The 20,670-nt window shown below is 46.9% G+C and carries 13 protein-coding genes; 5 read left to right on the top strand and 8 right to left on the bottom strand.

All coding sequences use genetic code 11. From position 1 onward, the window contains the following. Positions 1–35: 35 nt before the first annotated feature. Entirely contained in the window at positions 36–2,321 is a 2,286-nt protein-coding gene (locus AC0YN0_RS19565; protein ID WP_475822748.1) for a PAS domain S-box protein, read from the top strand. A gap of 12 nt (positions 2,322–2,333) precedes the next feature. Here the strand turns inward: AC0YN0_RS19565 and AC0YN0_RS19570 are convergent, their stop codons facing one another. The 8 genes from AC0YN0_RS19570 to AC0YN0_RS19605 all read right to left on the bottom strand — a co-directional run bounded on the left by AC0YN0_RS19570 (position 2,334) and on the right by AC0YN0_RS19605 (position 15,636). After that, positions 2,334–3,014, bottom strand: coding sequence for a DUF4956 domain-containing protein (locus tag AC0YN0_RS19570; RefSeq protein WP_442049388.1), 681 nt, complete (start codon positions 3,012–3,014; stop codon positions 2,334–2,336). Between the two features lie 17 nt (positions 3,015–3,031). Beyond that, positions 3,032–3,742 carry a polyphosphate polymerase domain-containing protein gene (locus tag AC0YN0_RS19575; RefSeq protein WP_475822749.1) on the bottom strand — a complete coding sequence of 237 codons (711 nt, stop codon included), beginning with the start codon at positions 3,740–3,742 and terminating at the stop codon, positions 3,032–3,034. Position 3,743: 1 nt separating this feature from the next. Beyond that, positions 3,744–6,851 carry an exopolysaccharide Pel transporter PelG gene (gene pelG / locus AC0YN0_RS19580; RefSeq protein ID WP_475822750.1) on the bottom strand — a complete coding sequence of 1,036 codons (3,108 nt, stop codon included), beginning with the start codon at positions 6,849–6,851 and terminating at the stop codon, positions 3,744–3,746. Continuing rightward, a complete protein-coding gene (gene pelF, locus AC0YN0_RS19585; RefSeq protein ID WP_475822751.1) occupies positions 6,827–8,266 on the bottom strand; it encodes a GT4 family glycosyltransferase PelF in 1,440 nt (479 codons plus the stop codon). Before pelF ends, pelG begins: the two co-directional genes overlap by 25 nt. A 3-nt stretch (positions 8,267–8,269) precedes the next feature. Beyond that, complete coding sequence (locus AC0YN0_RS19590) at positions 8,270–10,102, bottom strand: DUF2194 domain-containing protein (protein WP_475822752.1); 1,833 nt, start codon at positions 10,100–10,102, stop codon at positions 8,270–8,272. 1 nt (position 10,103) lies between these two features. Next, positions 10,104–10,997, bottom strand: a complete 894-nt coding sequence (locus AC0YN0_RS19595; RefSeq protein ID WP_475822753.1) for a hypothetical protein — start codon at positions 10,995–10,997, stop codon at positions 10,104–10,106. After that, positions 10,990–13,161, bottom strand: a complete 2,172-nt coding sequence (locus AC0YN0_RS19600; protein ID WP_475822754.1) for an NAD-dependent epimerase/dehydratase family protein — start codon at positions 13,159–13,161, stop codon at positions 10,990–10,992. The genes AC0YN0_RS19595 and AC0YN0_RS19600 overlap by 8 nt, the downstream gene beginning before the upstream one ends. A 279-nt stretch (positions 13,162–13,440) precedes the next feature. Beyond that, positions 13,441–15,636 (bottom strand): choice-of-anchor Q domain-containing protein, encoded by a 2,196-nt coding sequence (locus tag AC0YN0_RS19605; protein WP_475822755.1) that lies wholly within the window; start codon positions 15,634–15,636, stop codon positions 13,441–13,443. Between the two features lie 303 nt (positions 15,637–15,939). Between AC0YN0_RS19605 and AC0YN0_RS19610 the strand changes: the two genes are divergently transcribed. From AC0YN0_RS19610 to AC0YN0_RS19625, 4 genes are all read left to right on the top strand, one after another. Beyond that, the gene (locus AC0YN0_RS19610) at positions 15,940–17,544 is read left to right on the top strand and encodes a histidine kinase N-terminal 7TM domain-containing diguanylate cyclase (protein WP_475822756.1); all 1,605 of its coding nucleotides are present in this window, start codon (positions 15,940–15,942) and stop codon (positions 17,542–17,544) included. 69 nt (positions 17,545–17,613) lie between these two features. Beyond that, positions 17,614–18,981, top strand: a complete 1,368-nt coding sequence (locus AC0YN0_RS19615; RefSeq protein WP_442049380.1) for a TrkH family potassium uptake protein — start codon at positions 17,614–17,616, stop codon at positions 18,979–18,981. An 86-nt stretch (positions 18,982–19,067) separates the two neighbouring features. Next, a complete protein-coding gene (locus AC0YN0_RS19620) occupies positions 19,068–19,763 on the top strand; it encodes a futalosine hydrolase (RefSeq protein ID WP_475822757.1) in 696 nt (231 codons plus the stop codon). Beyond that, positions 19,760–20,593: a 1,4-dihydroxy-6-naphthoate synthase gene (locus tag AC0YN0_RS19625; RefSeq protein WP_475822758.1), complete on the top strand. Its 834-nt coding sequence runs from the start codon at positions 19,760–19,762 to the stop codon at positions 20,591–20,593. Before AC0YN0_RS19620 ends, AC0YN0_RS19625 begins: the two co-directional genes overlap by 4 nt. Positions 20,594–20,670 lie beyond the last annotated feature (77 nt).

The raw sequence follows: 20,670 nt of genomic DNA on the forward strand, positions 1-20,670 counted from the left end.
AGATGACATCCAAGACACCTGGGAGGAACAATCCGTTGTCCATCAAAGCTAAGCTCTCCGTAGCCATTTCGGCCATAGTCGCCATAATTCTCATTCTTAATATTGGAATTTACCATTTCTCCTCTAAGCAAGACCTGCAGGCGAACGCCGAGCAGCAAATGAAAAATATCGCCAAGCAGGTTGCCGTATCTGTGGAAAGCTCCGAGAAAGCGAAACGCTTCATGGAGGACACGATCGGCGAAAAGCTGCGGATGGCGGCTATCGCCGCAAAGGAACAGCTTGACCCAGACATCGACCAGGTGACCAACGAACAGCTAGTCGCGCTGAGCAAAGAGATCGGCGTCGATCATATTACGCTTTGGAAGCGGACATCGGACGACATTGTCGCTCAGAAATCTTCCTATCCGAAAGAAATCGGGGCCAGCTCGAAAACGTGGGATTATTGGTACACCGCGTTCAGCCAGTTGTTCGACGAGCATGCTGTTACGATTCCGGAAGGACAGAAACTGACGAACTTCTGGTCAGGACCGATCAACTTCTCCTCCACCGACCCCGATTTTACAAACAAATGGGGCTATTATTACGACGGAACAACCAATTACATTATCAATCCCTATATAGACGCCCAAGTATTTCTTGATTTCAACGATAAAATAGGCAGCGGAGCGGTCATTAACAAGCTGACGGACGACCATCCCGAGCTGCTGGAGGTAACAGGATTCGACCCGCAATTTTTCGGCAAAAAACCGATTATCAAGATGAAGCAAGGCAAGCCCGTCTACAATTTGGACGTGCGCGACATTCCATTCGGTACGTACAAGTACAAGGATACGTACGTCGATTCCGTCTATATTCAGCTGGCGCTCGACGACAACTTGATGCATAGCGTCAAGAAGATGGTGGGCGGCAAGGAAATCATGCGCAGCTTCATGTCAATAACCCTTGATAAGACCTATGTCATCGGCATCACATTCGATCTCAGCAGCATTCAGGATACGCTGAACCATCAGCTCTTCATCCATTCCGTCATTTCGTTGTGCCTCGTGGTCATAACGATGTTCGCCAGCTACTTTATAGCCGGCTTCATGATGCGTTCGCTGAATCAAATATTATTCAAGGTCAACGCCATTGCCGACGGCAACTTCGGCGAGACGATTACGATCCGGAACACGGACGAGCTCGGAACGCTCGCCTCGCGGGTCAATACAATGGGCAATAATTTATTTCATTACATGACGCAATTGAAGAACTCCGCTGCCGAGCTGCAGAGCATGAAGCAGTATTTGGAGTCATTCGTCAACCATACGGCCGACGCAATCCATGTCACGGATCTGAACGGAAACATAATGCAGGTGAACAAAGCGTTCGAAGCGATGTATGGCTGGAGCGAGAACGAGGTGCTAGGCAAGAAGCTTAACCATGTGCCAGAAGACTATGAACGCGATTATCGCGAGATTACCGAAAAGGTGCTGTCCGGCGGCTCCGTAACCGATTATGAGACGATTCGCTACGACAAGTCGGGATCGGCGATCGACCTGAGCATTACGCTGTCCTCGGTGCGGGATGAGCAAGGAGAGATTGTCGCCATTGCGGCGATCTCGCGGAATATAACGGCGAGGAAACAGACGGAGGAGATGCTGCGGCAATCAGAGAAGCTGTCCGTCGTCGGCCAGCTGGCTGCAGGCGTCGCCCATGAGGTGCGTAATCCGCTCACGACGCTGCGGGGCTTCGTGCAGCTCCAGAAGCAGACAGGGAAGCTGTCCCCTTCCCATCTCGACATTATGCTCGAAGAGCTTGATCGGATTAACTTCATCGTTAGCGAATTCCTAGTGCTTGCGAAGCCGCAGGCGATCCATGTGCAGCCGATCGATGTCGTCGATACGCTGCAGCAGATCGTCACCCTCCTTGATGCCGAAGCCAATCTGCACAACGTGCAGCTCACGGTCAACAAGCAGCTAGAGACAGCCATGGTGCTGGGCGAGTCCAATCAGCTTAAGCAAGTATTCATCAACCTGCTTAAGAATAGCTTCGAAGCGATGACAAGCGGCGGCAACCTGACGATCGATGTATTGCCTTCCACAGGCGACGGCGTTATCATCCGCTTCACCGATGAAGGGGACGGTATGTCGGAGGAGGATCTGCAGCGGCTCGGCGAACCGTTCTTCACCAAGAAGAGAAGCGGTAACGGACTAGGCATCATGGTCTGCAAGCAGATTATGGCCAACCATAAGGGCAAGATCGAATTCCGCAGCACGCTCGGTGTAGGCACCTGCGCTGAAATTACGCTTCAGGCCATTGAAGACAACAAAGGCGGCCAATAGGCCGCCTTCTTCTTATTGGGCGTAATCACCCGTATAATTGACCAGCGAAGCATCGTGGACGCCTTCCATAGCGCTAATCGCGTGAACAAAAGCCGTGTTATCGTCGCGCAGCCGCACTTCCACCGTCAGTTCCGTGAAGTCTTTGCGGACCGTCTTCGATTTCAGCTTAGCGTCCAGCTTGCGAAGCTGCTGCCTAATCGCGTCATTCGCGATATCCGAATGACGGATAATGAGAAGGTAAGCCTGCTCCTTCACTTTACGACGGGACAGCCACGCAAGCGTCAATCCGATAATGACAGATCCGATCAAGGCTAGTGGATACATCTTAGCACCGCTTGCGATACCAGCCGCGATGGCCCAGAACATATAGACGATATCGAGCGGATCCTTGACCGCCGTCCGGAAACGGACGATACTGAGCGCGCCGACCATGCCGAGCGACAATACGATATTGGTGCTGATAGTCATAATAATGAGTGCCGTAATCATCGTCATCAGAACGAAGGATACGTTGTAATTATAGCTGTATACGACCCCGCGAAACGTTTTGCGGTAAATCCAGAAAATAAACAATCCGATTGCGAATGCGCATAAAAGCCCAAGCGCCATATCGACGTAGGAAATACTGCGGAACGCTTCAAGGTGAAGCATGCTTTTCTTGATAATATCCTGAAAATTCAGCGTCTCTTCCATAATTGCCCCCTGAAAAGCTATTGTTTAAAATGCTTGATGGTTACTTCACGACAGATGACGTACTTCGAGATGGCCGATCTGACGATTTTATCCGGTTGTAGAAGCGACCGAATGTTGGATGGCAGGAAGGAGTCGAACTTCACTTCCAGGATCGTCTGAGGCGCAAGCAGCGCCTCCTGGAGCACGAGTTCCGTATTGAACAAGTCCACCGTATTGACACCTGCCGCAAGCCGCTTGTCGAATGTAATACGCACATTGCCCGGTTCATAAACATAGGCCTCGCGCACATAATCCACAATAACAATCGGCCTGAACGCCCGATGCGCTAGCGCAAGATAGAAATCCTTGAGCAGCGGATGCTCTTTATCTCTCAAACACTCGTAATCTCCTGCTAGTATGTCATCGTACTCTTTCCTCGAGAGAGGAGCCGCTTCCTTGCAGACGAAATCCCCGAACTTGCTCTTGCGCTCCAATGTGATCTTCTCGCCGCTGCCGTTATAAATTCGTATCCGGTACTTGTCCCTGCCGAACACGCCGTTGTTCTTATCGTACAAGGAATGATCATGCGGACCGTCAAAATACAAACTTCGGATACCATAACCGTCTCCACCGATAGAATTCGGATCCATCTCTAGCATTGTCGACACTTTATGCCGGAGCGAGAGGTATTCATGCGTATGCAAATAGTGCTTAAACTCGTTTCTAAGCTTTTTTCCTTCAAATTGCATACTATTCCACCTCGAACTGTCTTAACCCGAAATAAGGTGTACCATCATGCGCCAAGTAGCTATCAAAAGAGTCTTGACTATTCCCTTTACTGTCTCGCACAACGACTTTCCAATAATAAGTGCCTCGAGCAGGGATTGGTGTATCAAATTCATTTTTAACCAAATCCGTTTTTTTCGCGATCACTTGGGTAAAGTTCAAATCCTTAGCAACTGTCACATCGTATACGAGATCGTCACCCTGCAGATCAAATGATAAATCCCAAGTAAAATGCATATCATTTCCAACGTATTCCATATCACTTTGATAGAACGGCCTTGGTTTCTCTAAATCCGCGAAATAGCGCTCCAGGCCTCTCTCAGGCGTATCGATCAATTGCTGTAGTTCTTTATCGTAATCTTCAACCTTACCGGGCAAAAAGTTGACTTCTGGCGCACTGCTTAAGAAAGGTTTTACCTTGTCCTTATATAGCTCGAGCTGCTTGGCTATTGTATCTTTGTTGATTGATTTATGAAGCTCATTCAGCTTGTCTGTTAACTGTTGTACATGCTTAGTCGTCCGGAAATACCTGTTGTGCAAAATCGATCCCCAATAATTGCTTAAGCCGTTTTGATAGGTCGCAGCTGAACCTACTTCCCTCTGCAACTCCCAAGCGCCATCGTAATCCCACGGAAGAAAGTACCACTTTTCCGAATTTAAAGGCGAATATAGGTAATAGTTGTTTGCGTCAGTATCCATGTTATCCATTAAAATATTAATAGCGGTCCAGGTTAAGAAATTGTCCAAATCAAAGTGCTTCTCGATTATTTCCTCGATAGGAATCTGCGGGTTATTGACGTCTTTCAGCATATCAATAAGCTTCTGATGCTCCTCACGGCCTTTGATTTCAAGAATCGTCTCGAATGCAGCTTTATCGTAGCCCGGATCCGTCTCAGATTTAATTTCAGGGTACAGCCCAAACTCAAAGAAGGCGACCTTATACAAATATCCGTTAGGATCAAGCAAATGAGTCTTTAAAAACATTTCATTTGGTTGCTCGATCTGGGTATATAACCCATAATCGACATATTGCGCTTGCTGAGCCCCTTCGGACAGATCCTTTACATACAAATGTACGAATTGCGTCCTCAAGCTAGTCAAATCAGGGATTTGCTCCATCAAATCAAATGACAGCTTGTTGCGTACTCTTGACAGATCAAGCATATGTTTGTTCAAATTCAAAGTCCGTTGCCCTTGCCATAGACCGGCCTCGTCAAACAACTTGAGCTTATACGACTTCTGTGGCTCCTGAAATGCCGTTCTTCCCCTTAGAGTAATGCTTGCATTCGCTGTGTCAGTGCCATAACTGAACATTCCAGGCACGGGACCTTTACCGTCATCCGCACCTTCTTGAACGATTGCTTCCAACGAACGATTGTTTTCCTTCTGTTCCAAACGATTCATGCTGTACCAACTAATCGGCGCTCCTGCATCCGCCGCATCAGGCAATACGGTTACGTACAACGTCTTAACCGAGTCGTCCTGATCCTGTTCGTATACTCGCTTATCTTCAGTTAGACCGGTTTCCAACAGTGATTGCGTTACAGCGTCATCTGAGGAATTATCGGCATTGCCCGCAGCAGAACCATTATCACTGCAGCCTGCCAGCAACAATACGCTAACCAGCACTAGTACAGACATAGTCATTCCTGATTTATTCAGCTTTATTTTCCTACCGTTATGTTCGGGTCGCATATTTAATGGCTGCGAGCAGAACGTATAGTAATCAATGTTCCGCAGCACATACAACAGCCTTACGATTGCCGCCCCAAGTGCCAAACTAGAAGCGATGAACATGCCAAGTCCATGGTTTTCTATCTTCATCATCCAAAAGCTAAACACAATATTAATGACGACAAAAGAGCCGCTAATCATAAGCACACCTTTCCGATCATCGAAGTACATTAGAATATGCATTAAGATGAATAACATAATAAATAAGAAATAACCCAATACGAGAACGACAAACAAGTCCAAATGCACCATTGTGAATCCGATTCTTGGCAGCAGGCGCATTCCTAGAGCAATCGAGAGTATCGTAAAGAGCAGTTGAACTTCCATCAGAAAGCCAATCTCCCGAACAAGCGTCTTTTGCATCTCTTTTTTTGCGGTGTTGACTTCTAGATAAGTACCCCTCTCGAGTATTCTTTTGTAATAAATTTTAAATTTCTCGTAGAAGGATGTCTCTACCGAAACCACAAACGTTACCAAAGTAGGAATTACAGAGAGAAACGCATAAAATACAGGCGAATCATATAAGGGCATAACATGGTATTGATTGGCGACAACTATTCCTTGGTCACCGAACCAATAAACTAAACTATGTACATATACACCAGCATACATAAAGCAGCCTATCGGAAATAACGCTCGATATTTTTTGAAATAAGCCAAAAACTCCAAATAGTGTCGACTTTGCCCGCGCGGAAAAATATGCTCGAAATGGAGCGTGGATAGCAAGGCAATAATAAAAAATCCGATATCAAATGCTAATAACGCAGCCGTCGTAGAAGGCATCGGGGTGTAAGCAAGCAACAGCCAACCGCTTAACAATGAAGCTGCAGTACCAATCGCAAAGCTTCTTACGATTCTCATATAGTCCTTTAATGCCGACAAATATACACCTTGTATCCAGATAACTATAAGTTCTACGAAAAAAAGATAAGCGGCTACTTTATAGCCCGCGTTCTCCGAGACGCCGCGTAAAAAAAACCAGGCTACTGCCGCCCCTATAGGGATGCATACGATAAGAGCACCATAATATGAAGCGAGAAGGCGGTCGTATTTTTTTTCAAACAACATATCCGCCGTATAACGCGTCAACAGCATCGAAATACCGCTTGTCAATATGATGGAGAATACGAAGCCGTAGGTTAATGTAGCGACGTACAATTCCGACTCCACGTAGCTCGTATCGAAGCGGCGCATCATCCACTGCAACGTAATACTAAGAAACATGCAGAGCACCATCGGACCTACTGTCGTTAATGACGAATACGCGTATGCCTTGGCATTGTTAATGAGCCCTTGCTCTTGAAATAATTTTCTTAGCTCGAAGCCGATTCCTGCCATTCACGCATACCTCCTAACGATTGATATAGATGACGATAACTCGCTATAAAATCTTTATGTTTATAGTACCTCTGAACGCGCTCGAGACCATTCTGCCCCATCTCCTCGCGTAAATTGCGATCTTTGCACAATTGAATGAGCGCTTGTCCGATTTGCTCATAATGCATAACAGGCGCCACAAGTCCCGCAGGTCCGACACCGTCATCTAGACCAGCAAGCAGTTCCTTACAGCTCCCGACATTCGTCGTTACGAATGGCTTGGCGCATGCCATTCCTTCTAACACGGCAAGTGGCTGACCTTCACTTACGCTAGTAAGTAGCAGAACGTCCATTCTTCCTAAGTAGTCTTTAATGTTGACTTCACCCGTAAAGTGGACATCCTCAAGCTCAAGCGTCTTCACCATGCTCAAACACTCCAAATAATACTCGTCGTCTTCTTCAATGGGGCCCATGACATAAAGTTCAGCGTTTGGCACTTCCCGCTTAACGATCAAAAAACTTTGCAACATCGTCTTTATATCTTTAATCGGCACAACCCGCACAACGGCTCCAATTCTTATAATGCCATCTTCCAGTACACCCGAAAGCCCTTTGTAATCTTCTGTATTGACGCCGTTTGGAATAATACTAATTTTTCCCGGATCGCAGCCCAGCTCTATTTCAATTTCCTTATTCCGACCAAACAACGTAATGACGCGGTCAGCAGATTCATAGGCGCAACTGGAAAGTCGATAGAAATACTCGATCCACAAATCTTTGAAATATCCTTTCACCCAATCTGCCTTGATGATTTCCTCTTCGCGTTCACGCGAGTAAATCCCGTGCTCAGTTAAAATAAAAGGCTTGTCGTGGACATGTTTTGCCAATGCGCCAATAACGCCGGCATAACCTGTCGATACGCTGTGGTACAAATCAGCTTGAGGCACCTCATGTCTAATAGTTAGAAATAGCGGAAGTATCATGGAACGAACCGTCCAAAACATTTCCGTAAACGGAACTAAATTAAAATCGGTTCGGCATAAATCTTCTAGAATATCGAAATAATCCTTGCTGGACAGAAAGTCGGCAACTTTTTGAAACTTTTTACTCCGCAGCAAATTAAAAATATTGTTCCAATCTACATCGCCTTCTCCGCCCAGTAACGCCCTGATATCCTTTTTCTTTGAGTTAGTTAGCCTAAATCTCTGTCCCCACTCGCCATCTTCAAACATATAGGCATCCAAAAATATTTCTTTTACCTCTACTATATTCTCAGGAAGCTTATACTTGTATTGCCCCTTCTGCTTGCTATAGGCTCCAATCGCGTATATCACAAATTGATGCTCCGGCATACGCGTAATAATACTGTGAATCCAACTGGAAACGCCCCCCGTAATATAAGGATACGAGCCTTCCGCGATAATACATATTTTCATAGCTTATCCGCCCAATCCGATAGAAAATGAAGCCTCTTGCGCCTCGACTAAATACGTATTGTCATCGATTTTACGCACAGAGCAATTTTCCAGCTTTGCAATTTTTCGTTCGGTCCGCAACACATAGTAGAGGTTTCTTTGAAAATTTTTCACTTCCCCTGTAATGCGGTTTTCGTTGTGCGTCCATGTTACCGAGCTTTGCAGCGCAGCAGCCATATCCAATGCGCCTTCTGCAGATGTCATCGGGCGGAGCCATGGATACGTCTTCGATATTCGTTTCAAGTTAGAAGTGAATCCTTCATAGAGCCCTTCCCAATCTTTGTTATAGCTTCGCTCGCTATCAAGAAGATCGTCTGGATGAATAAAATGCGAAAATACGCCGAGCGATGTCATCGTATTCGCCTCGACCCATCTATCGTAAGGCAGTTCAGTATAGTTGGACGTGACACGGGGCATCTCAATTATTCCGTCTGGGGCTATTTCAAATTCCTGTACATAAGCAAATCCATCTTCGTCTGTATTATATAAGGAAGAAATAACCGTCAAATTGGGCCATGCCTTCTTCAGCGCATCTCGCCCCTCCGAACTCAGTACATTCGAAGGCGGGACATAGGACAATACCTTGTAGTTTGGGAATGCTTTCTCCGAATAGCTTAACACTTCTTCAATAGATTGCTGCATTTTGATAGGGCTGTTCCAAGCAATGTACCCGAAGTTATCGGCAGTTCTTTTACTCATCTGCAACGATTGATGATTATATCCATGAACGCCGATTTCACCGCCACTTTTAATAACTTCCCGTCCGTAAGCAATTAGCTCATAATGATCTTCGTCTACCGGCGCATGAAATGGAGGCTCAACCCGATTATTATAGGATTGAATAAGAACCGCTGTATACTTCACATCAAACTGCTTTGCCGCCTTTAGCATATCCGGCCACCAGATATCACGGAAAAAACTCGGGATATCGCGATTGTATGCCCGATATATTTGCGCATTTATCCCTTTTGGCACAGGTGCCGGAAAATCATCAATAAAGAAGATCTTGGAATTGAATATAGGATATATGAAATCAGGTTCCAGCAAACTGACGGACCCTGCTATCAATCCCCGATTAACCTTCTCCTCCATCATTGTTCCGTTAAATACGATAAATGCCCCTTTTCCATAATTACGTTTCCAAAGAAGAGGCATACCATCACCGCTCTCTGCCAGCAACTCCGACTCATCATCCAAATCTAAAATAATGGAAGAGTTTGCGACAATACCTTCATCGACCTGTAGGCCCTCTTCTCCAATCAATACGTTTGACGTCATCTTAATGCCCATTGAAACGTATTGATCGCTAAAAGATAAAATACCTAGTTTTCTGTACAAAAGCAGAAAGTTATCGTCTATTTCCGGCGTGATCATGAAAAATACATGCCCTCCACCAGAAACATAATCTGACATAACGCGAATGTCGCCTAAACGATCCAGTTTTTCTGTAGCGATAAGAACGCTGGCGCAGCCTTCAGGGTTGATTGGATCTTTCGACAGGTCCTTCTCAGCAATTGGTTTTTGCATATATTGAAGAGCTCGAGCAGCATTATTTTTGAGAGAAACGCTCCCCTTCTCCCCCGACAGATAGGCGAGACAGTAGGGAGCCCCCTCGGGAACACCCTTCTCAGTAGACTGCAAGTTCGCAAGCAGTTCTTGCCGTTCTTGAATTAAACGATTGTTTTCATTAAATTTTAATATGAATTGCGACCTAGTCAGTTGAATGACGATCGCAAATATGAGAATGGCAGCCAATATGATATAAATGTTACGTGAAAAATTTAATTCTTTATTCATCTTATGCCCCTTCCGACCAAAACCGGACCAAGGTCAACGCTCGATTAGATAAGTTAAGCGGCGACTCCTTTAATTTAAGCAATGTTTCTTGCAGCTTATCCGTCGACCGCATGGAAAAATACACCACCATAAGACTAAGATATGCCTCTTCGCTCAGTGGAAAGTTCTTAATATAGAGTAGCCCTGATTCTTCCGCCTCAACATAAAGCTCAAGTTCAAGCTCAGTATTCAATTTTTCAGCATAGGCGAATTCGGTATTTGGCGCAATTGTAATTAGGCTTTGCAATACTGATAAATACGTGAATTTGTATTGACGCAATGTTCTCTCGTCCAAAAAACCGCTGTTCATAAATTTCTTGAGGACGTCCGTATAGGTAAGCAGCAGATGTTCGTCTTGTTTGTCTGTTTCATACTGAACAGACAGTTCCTGTAGCGATATCGCCAGTTTACGCTTCATTTCCATAATCGCGCTTACCGCATAATGAGACGTTTCTGAATCTTCGTTGCTGACCGCTTGCTGCAGAAGCTCCATATGACGCATGGAATCCTGCTTCAGAACGTCTATCATGACTTTTCTTCGGACGCCATGATCGCTAACAAGCAGTGCATCTTCAATGGGAATAACGTCAAGCTCTCGTTCTGCTTCAACTTTAGAATAAATACCTTCATGTAGAACAGATACTTCTTGGTTTTGAGCGGTCATATATTCGTCCAGCCTAGAATCATCTTGCTTAATCCAACTTCTCGGCCAGCAAATAGGTAGCAACCATCCAATGACGGGTAAAAACGATACAATGATGACTCTTAATAACCAGTCTTTAAACGAAACTTTGTGAACTAGCGCTAGAATTACAGCTGACAGAAGAACGTAGATTATGTAATATAGCTCAAACATTCGCAATCTCCCCGTCAAGCCTATACAGTGTTAGTCGATGACGATTGAATCTCGCCAAAACGCTTTCGGCATCCTCCGATCCTGAATTGGACAGTAGCACAATCACTTCCCCGGCTGCATTCAATCCGATATAATCATTTTCCCGCAAAAGACTAGTTAATTGCGATGAATAATGCTGCAGAGAGATTCCATCTAAATTTCCTCTTAACAAGAGGAACGGTATATTGTATTTTTGGAACGCTTGCTGCTTGCTTTGCAAGATAGATTGGAATACTTCCGGTTTTAGAATCGCTGTGCCCTCAACGTAACGTTGACTTTCAGACGCTTCCGTGTAGGCTATCGCTCTGGATAGGGCAGAGGACACCAGATCGGCCGTTATCTTAAACAAATTTTGATGATAAAGCGAAAACTTATCAAAATTCATTCCGTCAATTGAAATAATAGCTGCCACAGTACCCTTGCTATAAACCGGAGCAGACATTAGAGGTACATCGCCTTTCAATTCCCTATTGATAAAAACTTTACCGTTCGCAAATATTGCTTCGATATAAGGATGTTCGTCCGTGCGAAGAGATTTGCTTACGCCAGCATCTTGCCCGTTTGAATGTGCAGCTAGACGCAAGTAGGAATGGTTAGAGTTAACCGTGTATATCGATACGGATTGCACGCCCATAATGGATTTAACAACATTGACGGTAGCCATGAATACTTCTTCGGGTTCAAGGCTCTCCAGTTCTTTCGTTACTGCGTACATTTTGCCAAAACTGTCGCCTGTGTTCAGAATTCGCTGTTGAAGCTCATCCTTGACCTCGCGAACCTCGCTATACACGCTGTTTAGAAATTCATAGCGGCTATGCAGCTCTTCAATCTTTTGTTCCTGTGTTTGCAGCTTTCCATTTTTCCGCTCCATAGCATAGCCGACGACAAGCCCCACAAACACATAGATTGCAATTTGAAACAAATAATCAGGGTTATAAAATAGAGAGACAAGTTCTCTTCCGTCATATAGCTTCTCGTATATAAATAGTCCGATAGATAGCATAACCGCAAGCATGGATTGTCTGCTTCCGTACATAATGCCTAGAACAGTAATATAAAAAAGCTTAATATCAATTGAACCGAAAGAAGTATAAGGCTGGTTAATTGTAATCCATGCCGTCAAAATAAAAGCTACCAAATTTTCCCCATATGGTAAAAACGATTTAAGTGCCAGTTTGGCCCGCGATGGCTCTGCAACGGTCGATGCTGCACTCTCTACAGTGGAGCGATGTTGTAAGAACCACGAATAAGTTCTGCTAAGACCCTCGTCCATATCGAACATCGGAGTCCAGTCAAGTTCACGCTTCACCTTCTCATTGCTCAGCGTCGATCGCTTAATGTCGCCTGGTCGGCTGTCGGAGTAATTTACATTTTTTATTTCCTGCAGTTTTCCGAACTTATCAATAAGAGAATTAATACTGCATTCCGTATTCGTAGATAAGTTATAAATGCCTGTTAGGTATGAATTAGAAGCCCTAAACAACGCATATGCAACATCCTCTACGTAGATAAAGTCACGGGTTTGGCTGCCATCGCCATGAACATACAACGGTTGTCCAGCTAAAATCCGATCCGTAAATATCGAAATAACGCCGCCTTCGCCCAAGCCTCCTTGCCTAGGTCCATACACATTTGAAAAACGAAAACAAAGCGTCTCTAAATTGTAAAGCTCATTCCATTTCGCACAATAAGATTCTCCAACCCACTTGCTAATGCCATATGGCGAAATGGGATCACAAACTTCCGTTTCTAGTAATGGGACTCTATCATTCGTCCCGTATACGGCCGCGGAAGAAGCGAATATAAACTTTTTGACCTTATATTTGCTCGATAACGTGAGCATATTAACCAATCCTAGCACGTTTGATTCGGAATCTTGTCTAGGATTTTTGATCGAGGCCCCAACGTTAACTTGAGCCGCTAGATGCACCACTACATCGAAACGATTGGAGCGAAAGACCTCTTCGCATTTTGGATCTTCTATAGAAAGGGAGTATCCTTTATGCTTAATCGTTACATTTTCTTTGCTTCCCGTAGACAGGTTATCTAGTATGAATACTTCATATCCTTCTTTACTAAACCGTTCTGCTACATGTGATCCGATAAACCCATATCCGCCTGTCACTAGGACCTTCACGTCTTCACCCCGGCTTTGCTATATTCGCTGTAAACGCTTCGTAAATGTCGTTTGTGCACTTATGATAGCATACGAGAAATGTTTATACCATCCAATATTGTATAGTCGATCTATTATATGAAAAACCGACAAAATCAGACAATTTACCGACGTAAATATTTTTCATTGAATAAAAAAAAGACCTCTTTTATCATCAACAGTTTCAATGTCCGCTTCATTAAAGCCGCGCTGTCACTGTTGATTAAAGAGGTCCACGGTCACACACTATTAATTTCCAACCGGTAATAATGATTTACCTAGCGAAAGCTTATTGCTATCGGAATCCTTCCATACATATCCGATATAGACTGTTTCTCCCTCGCTTACTCCTAAATCCGACAATGCAATTTGAGCCTCAAGTACCGTGCTGCTTACTATAAATTTTTTGATGCTCTTATAGGATTTCACTTCTGTCCAGGTCCAATCACTGCCGCCTTTTCCGCTGTACTTGTACAAAATTCCATTTTCGATCAAATAATCCGCGCCGCTAGTTGACCAGTGATACACCTTAAAACCAGTACCGCTGTCATTATCCGTATTGATATAAAACTGTCCTTTGCTCGTGAGTGACTTCCCAGTTACAAGCAAATTCAAATCCGTATCGTTCATGAATGCCTTTAAGGATCTTACATTCGATGGTCCTGTCTCCAATGCAACGACAGTATCCCAATCCGACACATCGCCGTCCACTGTAATATCAGGAGTCGGCACGGGATCCGTTCCAGGGTTCGTTCCCGGATCTGTTCCTGGGTCCGTTCCTGGATCCGTTCCTGGATTCGTACCTGGGTCTGTTCCTGGGTCTGTTCCCGGGTCCGTTCCTGGGTCCGTTCCCGGGTCCGTTCCTGGGTCCGTTCCCGGGTCCGTTCCTGGGTCCGTTCCTGGATCCGTTCCTGGGTCTGTTCCTGGGTCTGTTGAGAAGTTGGATTCGAACGCACCAATATCTACCGAAGTTCCAAGTACCCTTTCCATTCCGTAATAATCGGTCGAAACTTCTCGCACGAAGTCTAGTATTCCTTTATCTATGGCTGGAGAATCACTGCTTATATGAATGTCATTCGCTTTTTGATCGACAAACATGGGGTCAGCGAATATGGAATTGGAATCGAATCCTGTCGCAGCCTTAAACTGATCCCATGTGTTGTATGATGTCCCTTGCCATCTCCACTTGCTCCCATTCTCCCCTCCTGCTTTATACATGAGGTTATAGTCAATGATATTTCCAGATCCGCTCTTGCTCAACTTATGAAAGAATCGCAATGATGGACCAGCATAGAATATGTTGTTAACAAATTTATTGTTTGAGTTGTTTTCCTGGAGAGTAACTTCTCCGAAACCTTCCTGCCCCGTATCGTTTTCTACCATTGTATTGTTGATAATCAGATTATTGACAGCGCCGCCATTAGCCGTAGTTGAACCGCCCATAATAATGCCGGCACGCAAGTTATGATGAATATAATTATTTTGAACGGTAATGTTGCTCGTGTTCTTACCCTTGTTCTCGCTTGCCAAGCTTATACCAAAATTATTGGCATATACGTGATTCCTCTCAATAACAACATTTGTTGCTCCGTCTGAGTATATACCCGGTGCAGACTTGCTGCCTTCGTATGCTGGATTTTGTGAGGAATCAATATGGTGGACGACATTATCCGATATTACGCCATTTCGCGCTTGGTCAAAACATGGACTTGCACAAGCGGCGTAAAAACCAGCTACGTCGATGCCTATATTATTGTTATGGTGAACCTCGTTATTGTCTATCGAGAACCCGTCCACGTTGCCGCTCACGGTTAACGATTCACTCCACCCCGTAACGAGATTATGGACCTCGTTGCCACTAATGCGAACATTCGTTATCGGGGTGCTTTTGTTACCGTAAACATGGATACCGTGAGCATTCCCTTTACTTGAAGTGTTTTTGATCTGATGCACGTTATTATTCAAAATATAATTTTCGTTGCCGCCGTTATTTATACGGATACCAGCCGGGTAAAGAGAACTGCTCGAAGCAGTCAAGTTGCGCACCTCGAATCCGTTAACGACGATATAGCTGGTATTATTCAAATAAACCAACGCATTTATCGAACTGGTTACTGTGAGCCCCGTTCCGTCAATAATAGGAACCTCGCCATCGTAGTTTTGGAATGTGATGTAGCCCCCACTTTGAGAGCCTGACTTTTTGATGGTCACAAACTCCTTGTAGACTCCTCCTCTGACATAAACGATCTCCCCTGCAACCAGCGTATTCGCCGCTTTTTGGATCGTTTTCCACGGGGCGTTCAACGTACCGGGGTTCGCGTCACTTCCTGTTGTCGCTACGTAATAAGCCTTTCCGGTCGGCCCCGACGGTGGCATCGTCGTCGCGGCCTTCACTTGCTCAGTTCCTGCGACTTGAAATATCGATGAAATAAGCATTACAACCATAAGAACTAGAAATCCTATTTTCGTATAATTAAAATTGACAATCTTCTGTCTAATTTTTCGCATATTATTAATCAACTTCCTTTCTTCCAACCTATCATGGTTGAAGCAGTCTGCGAATACCTCCGAAACTACTCGCTCTTCTATTATAGCAATTTATGACAGCTTGTTCATGGGACATTTGACACAATATTCCCCATATTCGCACAAATTATTCTATTTTTCGCCATGGTTCTTCTAATACTTTTTGGCGCACGAATGTGCTACACTCTATTTATAACGAACGTACTGGAGCCAATAATGAATATGTCCATAAACGATTACATCGTTCTCGTAATCATCTCCGGCGTGCTTAGCGTGCTGCTGGCCATCTACGCTTACTACATGAAAACCAACTTCACAGGAACCAAAGCGTTTATCTGGTCCTCCATCTTCAGCGCTATTTACACCTTCGCCTTCGCCTTCGAGTTATCGAGCGACTCCCTGCAGGAAATCAGATTTTGGCTCAGTATCGAATACTTCGGCATGCCGTTCATTGCGCCTTGCAGTCTACTGCTCGTCTTCCACTATATCGGTATCCACACCTATGCCGCATTCCGCAGAAGTTGGCTGCTATTCGTCATTCCCACTATTACTCTCATTATGAACACGACCAACGACTACCATCATTTATTTTACAAGCTGCTCTATTTACGGGAAAATACGCCGACACCGATGGTCGACATCGTCCCTGGCAGATGGTATTACGTTCATGGCGCTTATACGTTTGGATGCCTGGCGGCATCTATATTCTTGCTGGTCGTGCATATGCGCAAATCAAGAGCAGGTTACCACAAGCAAAACTTCATCATGATCCTCGGCCATCTTTTGCCTATGCTCGGAGCCTTCCTCTACGTAATCGGCTTGACGCCTCTCGGTATGGATCCTGTACCGATCGTAATGTGCATCACATCGGCCCTCTACATATGGGCTATCGTTTCCGTAGGCATGTTGACCGTATCGCCGATAGCGAGGGATCATATATTCGAGAGTATGCGCGACGGCGTGCTCGTACTAGATTTATCGGCCAGAATCGTTGATTATAACAGCGCAGCCATAGCCTTTATCCCTTCCCTAAATCCGGCAGCTATCGGCAAGCCGATCGACCAGGTATGGAAGCGCGGCGCAGACACTGGCGTATTCGGCAACGATACGGATGACGGTCAGAAGCAGGAGTACGAGCAGGAATTGAAGTGGATCAAAGGCGGCGAAACCCATTACTATCGCCTTCGCTCCTCCAAGCTGTTGAATACAAAAGGCGATGTCGCCGGCCGAACCATCGTTATGATCGATATGACCGAGCATATGCAGCTTCAGAACAAGCTGCGGCGCCTTGCGGAGAGAGACGGACTAACGGGCTTATATAACCGGACTCACTTTATGGAGATTGCCAATAAACAATTGGAGCATGCGATAACAAGCGGTACGCCTATGTCGATTATTCTTCTCGATATCGACTTGTTCAAAGCGATTAACGATCGCTACGGCCATAGCATGGGCGATCTTGCTCTTTTGCATGTTGTCAGCCTCGTAAATAGCATTATAGAGCCCTCTGCCTATTTTGCACGTTACGGCGGCGAAGAGTTCGTTCTATGCGCGCCTAACACCTCGCTAGAACAAGCTCTTCAGATCGCCGAGCAATTAAAAGAAAAGATCAGTTCTACCCCTTTAGTAAGCGGAGCCAATACGATATCGATCACAGCCAGCTTCGGCGTAACAGAAAGTTACCAATCGACATTGCCGCTCGAATATCTGCTTCAAGAGGCCGATAACGCGCTATACGATGCGAAACGCAACGGCCGAAATCGCGTCATCGCCGCAGACCGTATCGAAGCCCACGACGAAATAGCGGCCTCAAGCACTGGAAGCTAGCAGACTATCTACATGTTATAATCAATTTTTACCCATAATAACCGGAAAGAGACAGGTGGAATTGACACCATGAAGATCGCCGCTTCCCTTCGTAAAAAATTACGTTTTCGACCGAGCCCTCCGCAAGTCATGCTGTTCGGCTTCGTCGTCATTATTATGATCGGCGCGCAATTGCTGTCACGCCCGTTCGCTTATACAGGAGATCAGCAAATCTCTTTTTTGGACGCGCTGTTCACTTCGGCGTCTGCCGCTTGCGTAACGGGGCTGACGATATTGAATACGGGGACGCACTTCTCCACCTTCGGCCAGGTTGTCGTCATTATTCTCGTCCAGATCGGCGGACTCGGCTTTATGACAATGGCGACCTTGTTCGCCCTGTTGTTCAAGAAGAAAATATCGTTCCGCGAACGTCTCGTGCTGCAAGAATCGATGAATTACGGCTCTACGGAAGGCATCGTCAAGATGGTCCGCAAGGTGCTTCTGTACGCGCTTAGCATCGAACTATCAGGTGCTGTCCTGCTTAGCGGCTACTTCATGCTCGAGATGCCGGTCGGCCAAGCGCTGTACTTCGGCGTATTCCATAGCGTCTCTTTCTTCAACAATGCCGGCTTCGACCTCTTCGGGCAATTCCCCGAGCGGGCTGCCAGCCTCATTCATTATGTAGAAGATCCGTTCGTCAACATCGTCTCGATGCTCCTCATTTTCTTCGGGGGGATCGGATTCATCGTTATTTCGGAATTGCTGACCTATCCGAAGCACAAGAAGTTCAGCCTGCATAGTAAGGTTGTCTTATCCGTAACCGGTGTACTTACATTCGTAGGCGCAGTCGTTATCCTTTTGCTGGAGTTCTCTAACCCTTTAACGCTGCAGCCTTTGTCCGGAAGCGGCAAGGTGCTTGGCTCGTTGTTCCAATCGGTAACAGCCAGGTCAGCTGGACTAAGCACCCTCGATCCCAGCTTGCTGCGCGAGGTAACACAGTTTTTCCTCATTATTCTGATGTTCATCGGGGCGGGGCCCGGCTCTACGGGCGGCGGTATTCGCGTCACAACGTTCGCGATATTAGTCGGGGCCATGATTGCCATGATACGGGGCAAAGAGGATATCGTCCTGTTCCGCTACCGTATAGCGAAGCAGCAGATCCATCAAGCTATTATGCTGACCATGATTTCCTTCGCCATTATTTGCTCGGCCGCCATGCTGCTGTCCATTACGGAGACCGGCTCGTTCCTCGCAATCCTGTTCGAAGCGACGTCAGCCTATTGTACGGTCGGCATGTCCTCCGGCTTATCGTCGCATTTATCCGAAGCAGGCAAAGTCATCATCATCCTGCTTATGTTCGTCGGCCGTTTGGGTCCGGTAACGCTCGCCTTCGCTCTCAACTCGCGCTCCAAGAAGGAACTGTACCGGTTCCCGGAAGGAAAGATTACGATCGGATAGGCGAGATTTGGACACCCTTTCTAGCGAGTGATATTATTAGAAGATAGATATGTAGTATCCGTTTCTGTGAAGGAGGAAGTTACCCCGTGACCAACATTAATCATAGCCCTAACGAAGAACAACAGAGCCGCGGAACGCGCGTGTTGATCGTTACGGCGGTAGATGCCGAGAAGGACGCCGTCTTGCGCGGCCTTGGAGGCAACACGAAGGCCGACGTCATAGCTGCTGGCGTCGGCCCTGCTTATGCGGCGGCGAGTACTGCGGCCGCCCTTGCTGCCGCCGACGAGCCCTATGGACTCGTCATTAGCGCGGGCATCGGCGGCGGCTTTGACGGCGTTGCCGCCATCGGTACGCTCGTCGTAGCCGACGAGATTATTGCCGCCGATCTCGGCGCCGAGTCGCAGGAAGGCTTCATCAGCGTGGACGAACTAGGCTTCGGCACGGCTCGCCTTGAAGCTGACCCCGCTTGGAGTCGCCGCATCTATGACGCGATCCAAGCTGCTGGCTTGTCGGCGGTGCTCGCTCCCGCCTTGACCGTCTCGACGGCAACCGGCAGCGCCGCGACTGCTGCGGCGCATGCAGCCCGCATTCCCGGCGCCGCAGCGGAAGGGATGGAGGGCTACGGCGTTGCCGTCGCCGCGCAGCGGCTAGCCATACCGTTCACGGAGCTGCGCGCGATCTCGAACGCCGTCGGTCCGCGCGACCGCGCCGCATGGCGCATCGGCGAAGCGCTCGCTGCGCTTGAAGCGGCAAGTGCCGCAATACTGGAGGTGTTGGAATGAATATCGCTTATTCCCCGTGTCCCAACGACACATTCGTATTCCATGCTTTGGCGCATGGCTTAGTGCCAGGAGCACCGGAGCTTAACGTAACGTATGCGGATATCGACATTACGAACAACTGGGCTGCCCGTGCGGAAGGCCCTGAGGTTATGAAAATCTCATACGCCGCCCTGCCATGGGTACTGAACGACTATCGGCTGCTGCCGTGCGGAGGCGCGCTGGGCCGCGGTTGCGGACCGCTTGTGCTAACCAAAGATGGCAAGGGCGGCCCAGCTGCGCTAGCAGGCAAACGAGTCGCTGTTCCTAGCGAGCGATCGACGGCATACTTGCTATTCCGCCTATGGGCTGCGCAACAAGTGCCGGGAGGGGTCGGCGAAATCGTCGTCATGCCTTTCCACGAGATTATGCCTGCCGTACGCGACGGCCTAATCGACGCCGGGCTCGTCATTCATGAAGCCCGCTTCACCTATCCGAATTACGGCCTTAGCAAGCTCGCCGATCTCGGAAGCTGGTGGGAAGAGGATACAGGCCTGCCTATCCCGCTTGGCGCCATCATCGCTAAGCGCTCGTTAGATGCCGAATCTTTAGCAGGCTGGATTCGCTCTTCCGTCGAGTACGCTTGGGCGCATCCCGGCGCGTCACGCGGCTATGTGATGGAGCATGCTCAAGAGCTATCGGAAGATGTTGCTCAGTCGCACATCGATCTATACGTGAACGAGTTCACTGCTAACCTCGGTGAAGACGGCTATTCAGCCGTTGAAGCACTGCTTGGACGCGCGGCTGCTGAAGGTCTCGTTCCGGACTTTGACTTGTCTATGCTGCGGAAATAATAGCTCACAGTGCATGTAACGGCATTTTGTCGAACTAAATAGCCGTTTTTCGTACCGCAAACAATAAACCGCCCCAT

It is taken from the genome of Paenibacillus sp. J22P218 (assembly GCF_056269195.1).

Excerpts from the sequence above, each read along its gene's own strand:
- AC0YN0_RS19615 (WP_442049380.1), top strand. The coding sequence starts at position 17,614 with ATGAAGATCGCCGCTTCCCTTCGTAAAAAATTACGTTTTCGACCGAGC.
- pelG (WP_475822750.1), bottom strand. The coding sequence starts at position 6,851 with ATGGCAGGAATCGGCTTCGAGCTAAGAAAATTATTTCAAGAGCAAGGG.
- AC0YN0_RS19595 (WP_475822753.1), bottom strand. The coding sequence starts at position 10,997 with ATGTTTGAGCTATATTACATAATCTACGTTCTTCTGTCAGCTGTAATT.
- AC0YN0_RS19605 (WP_475822755.1), bottom strand. The coding sequence starts at position 15,636 with ATGGTTGTAATGCTTATTTCATCGATATTTCAAGTCGCAGGAACTGAG.
- AC0YN0_RS19625 (WP_475822758.1), top strand. The coding sequence starts at position 19,760 with ATGAATATCGCTTATTCCCCGTGTCCCAACGACACATTCGTATTCCAT.
- AC0YN0_RS19575 (WP_475822749.1), bottom strand. The coding sequence starts at position 3,742 with ATGCAATTTGAAGGAAAAAAGCTTAGAAACGAGTTTAAGCACTATTTG.
- AC0YN0_RS19570 (WP_442049388.1), bottom strand. The coding sequence starts at position 3,014 with ATGGAAGAGACGCTGAATTTTCAGGATATTATCAAGAAAAGCATGCTT.
- AC0YN0_RS19610 (WP_475822756.1), top strand. The coding sequence starts at position 15,940 with ATGTCCATAAACGATTACATCGTTCTCGTAATCATCTCCGGCGTGCTT.
- pelF (WP_475822751.1), bottom strand. The coding sequence starts at position 8,266 with ATGAAAATATGTATTATCGCGGAAGGCTCGTATCCTTATATTACGGGG.
- AC0YN0_RS19590 (WP_475822752.1), bottom strand. The coding sequence starts at position 10,102 with ATGAATAAAGAATTAAATTTTTCACGTAACATTTATATCATATTGGCT.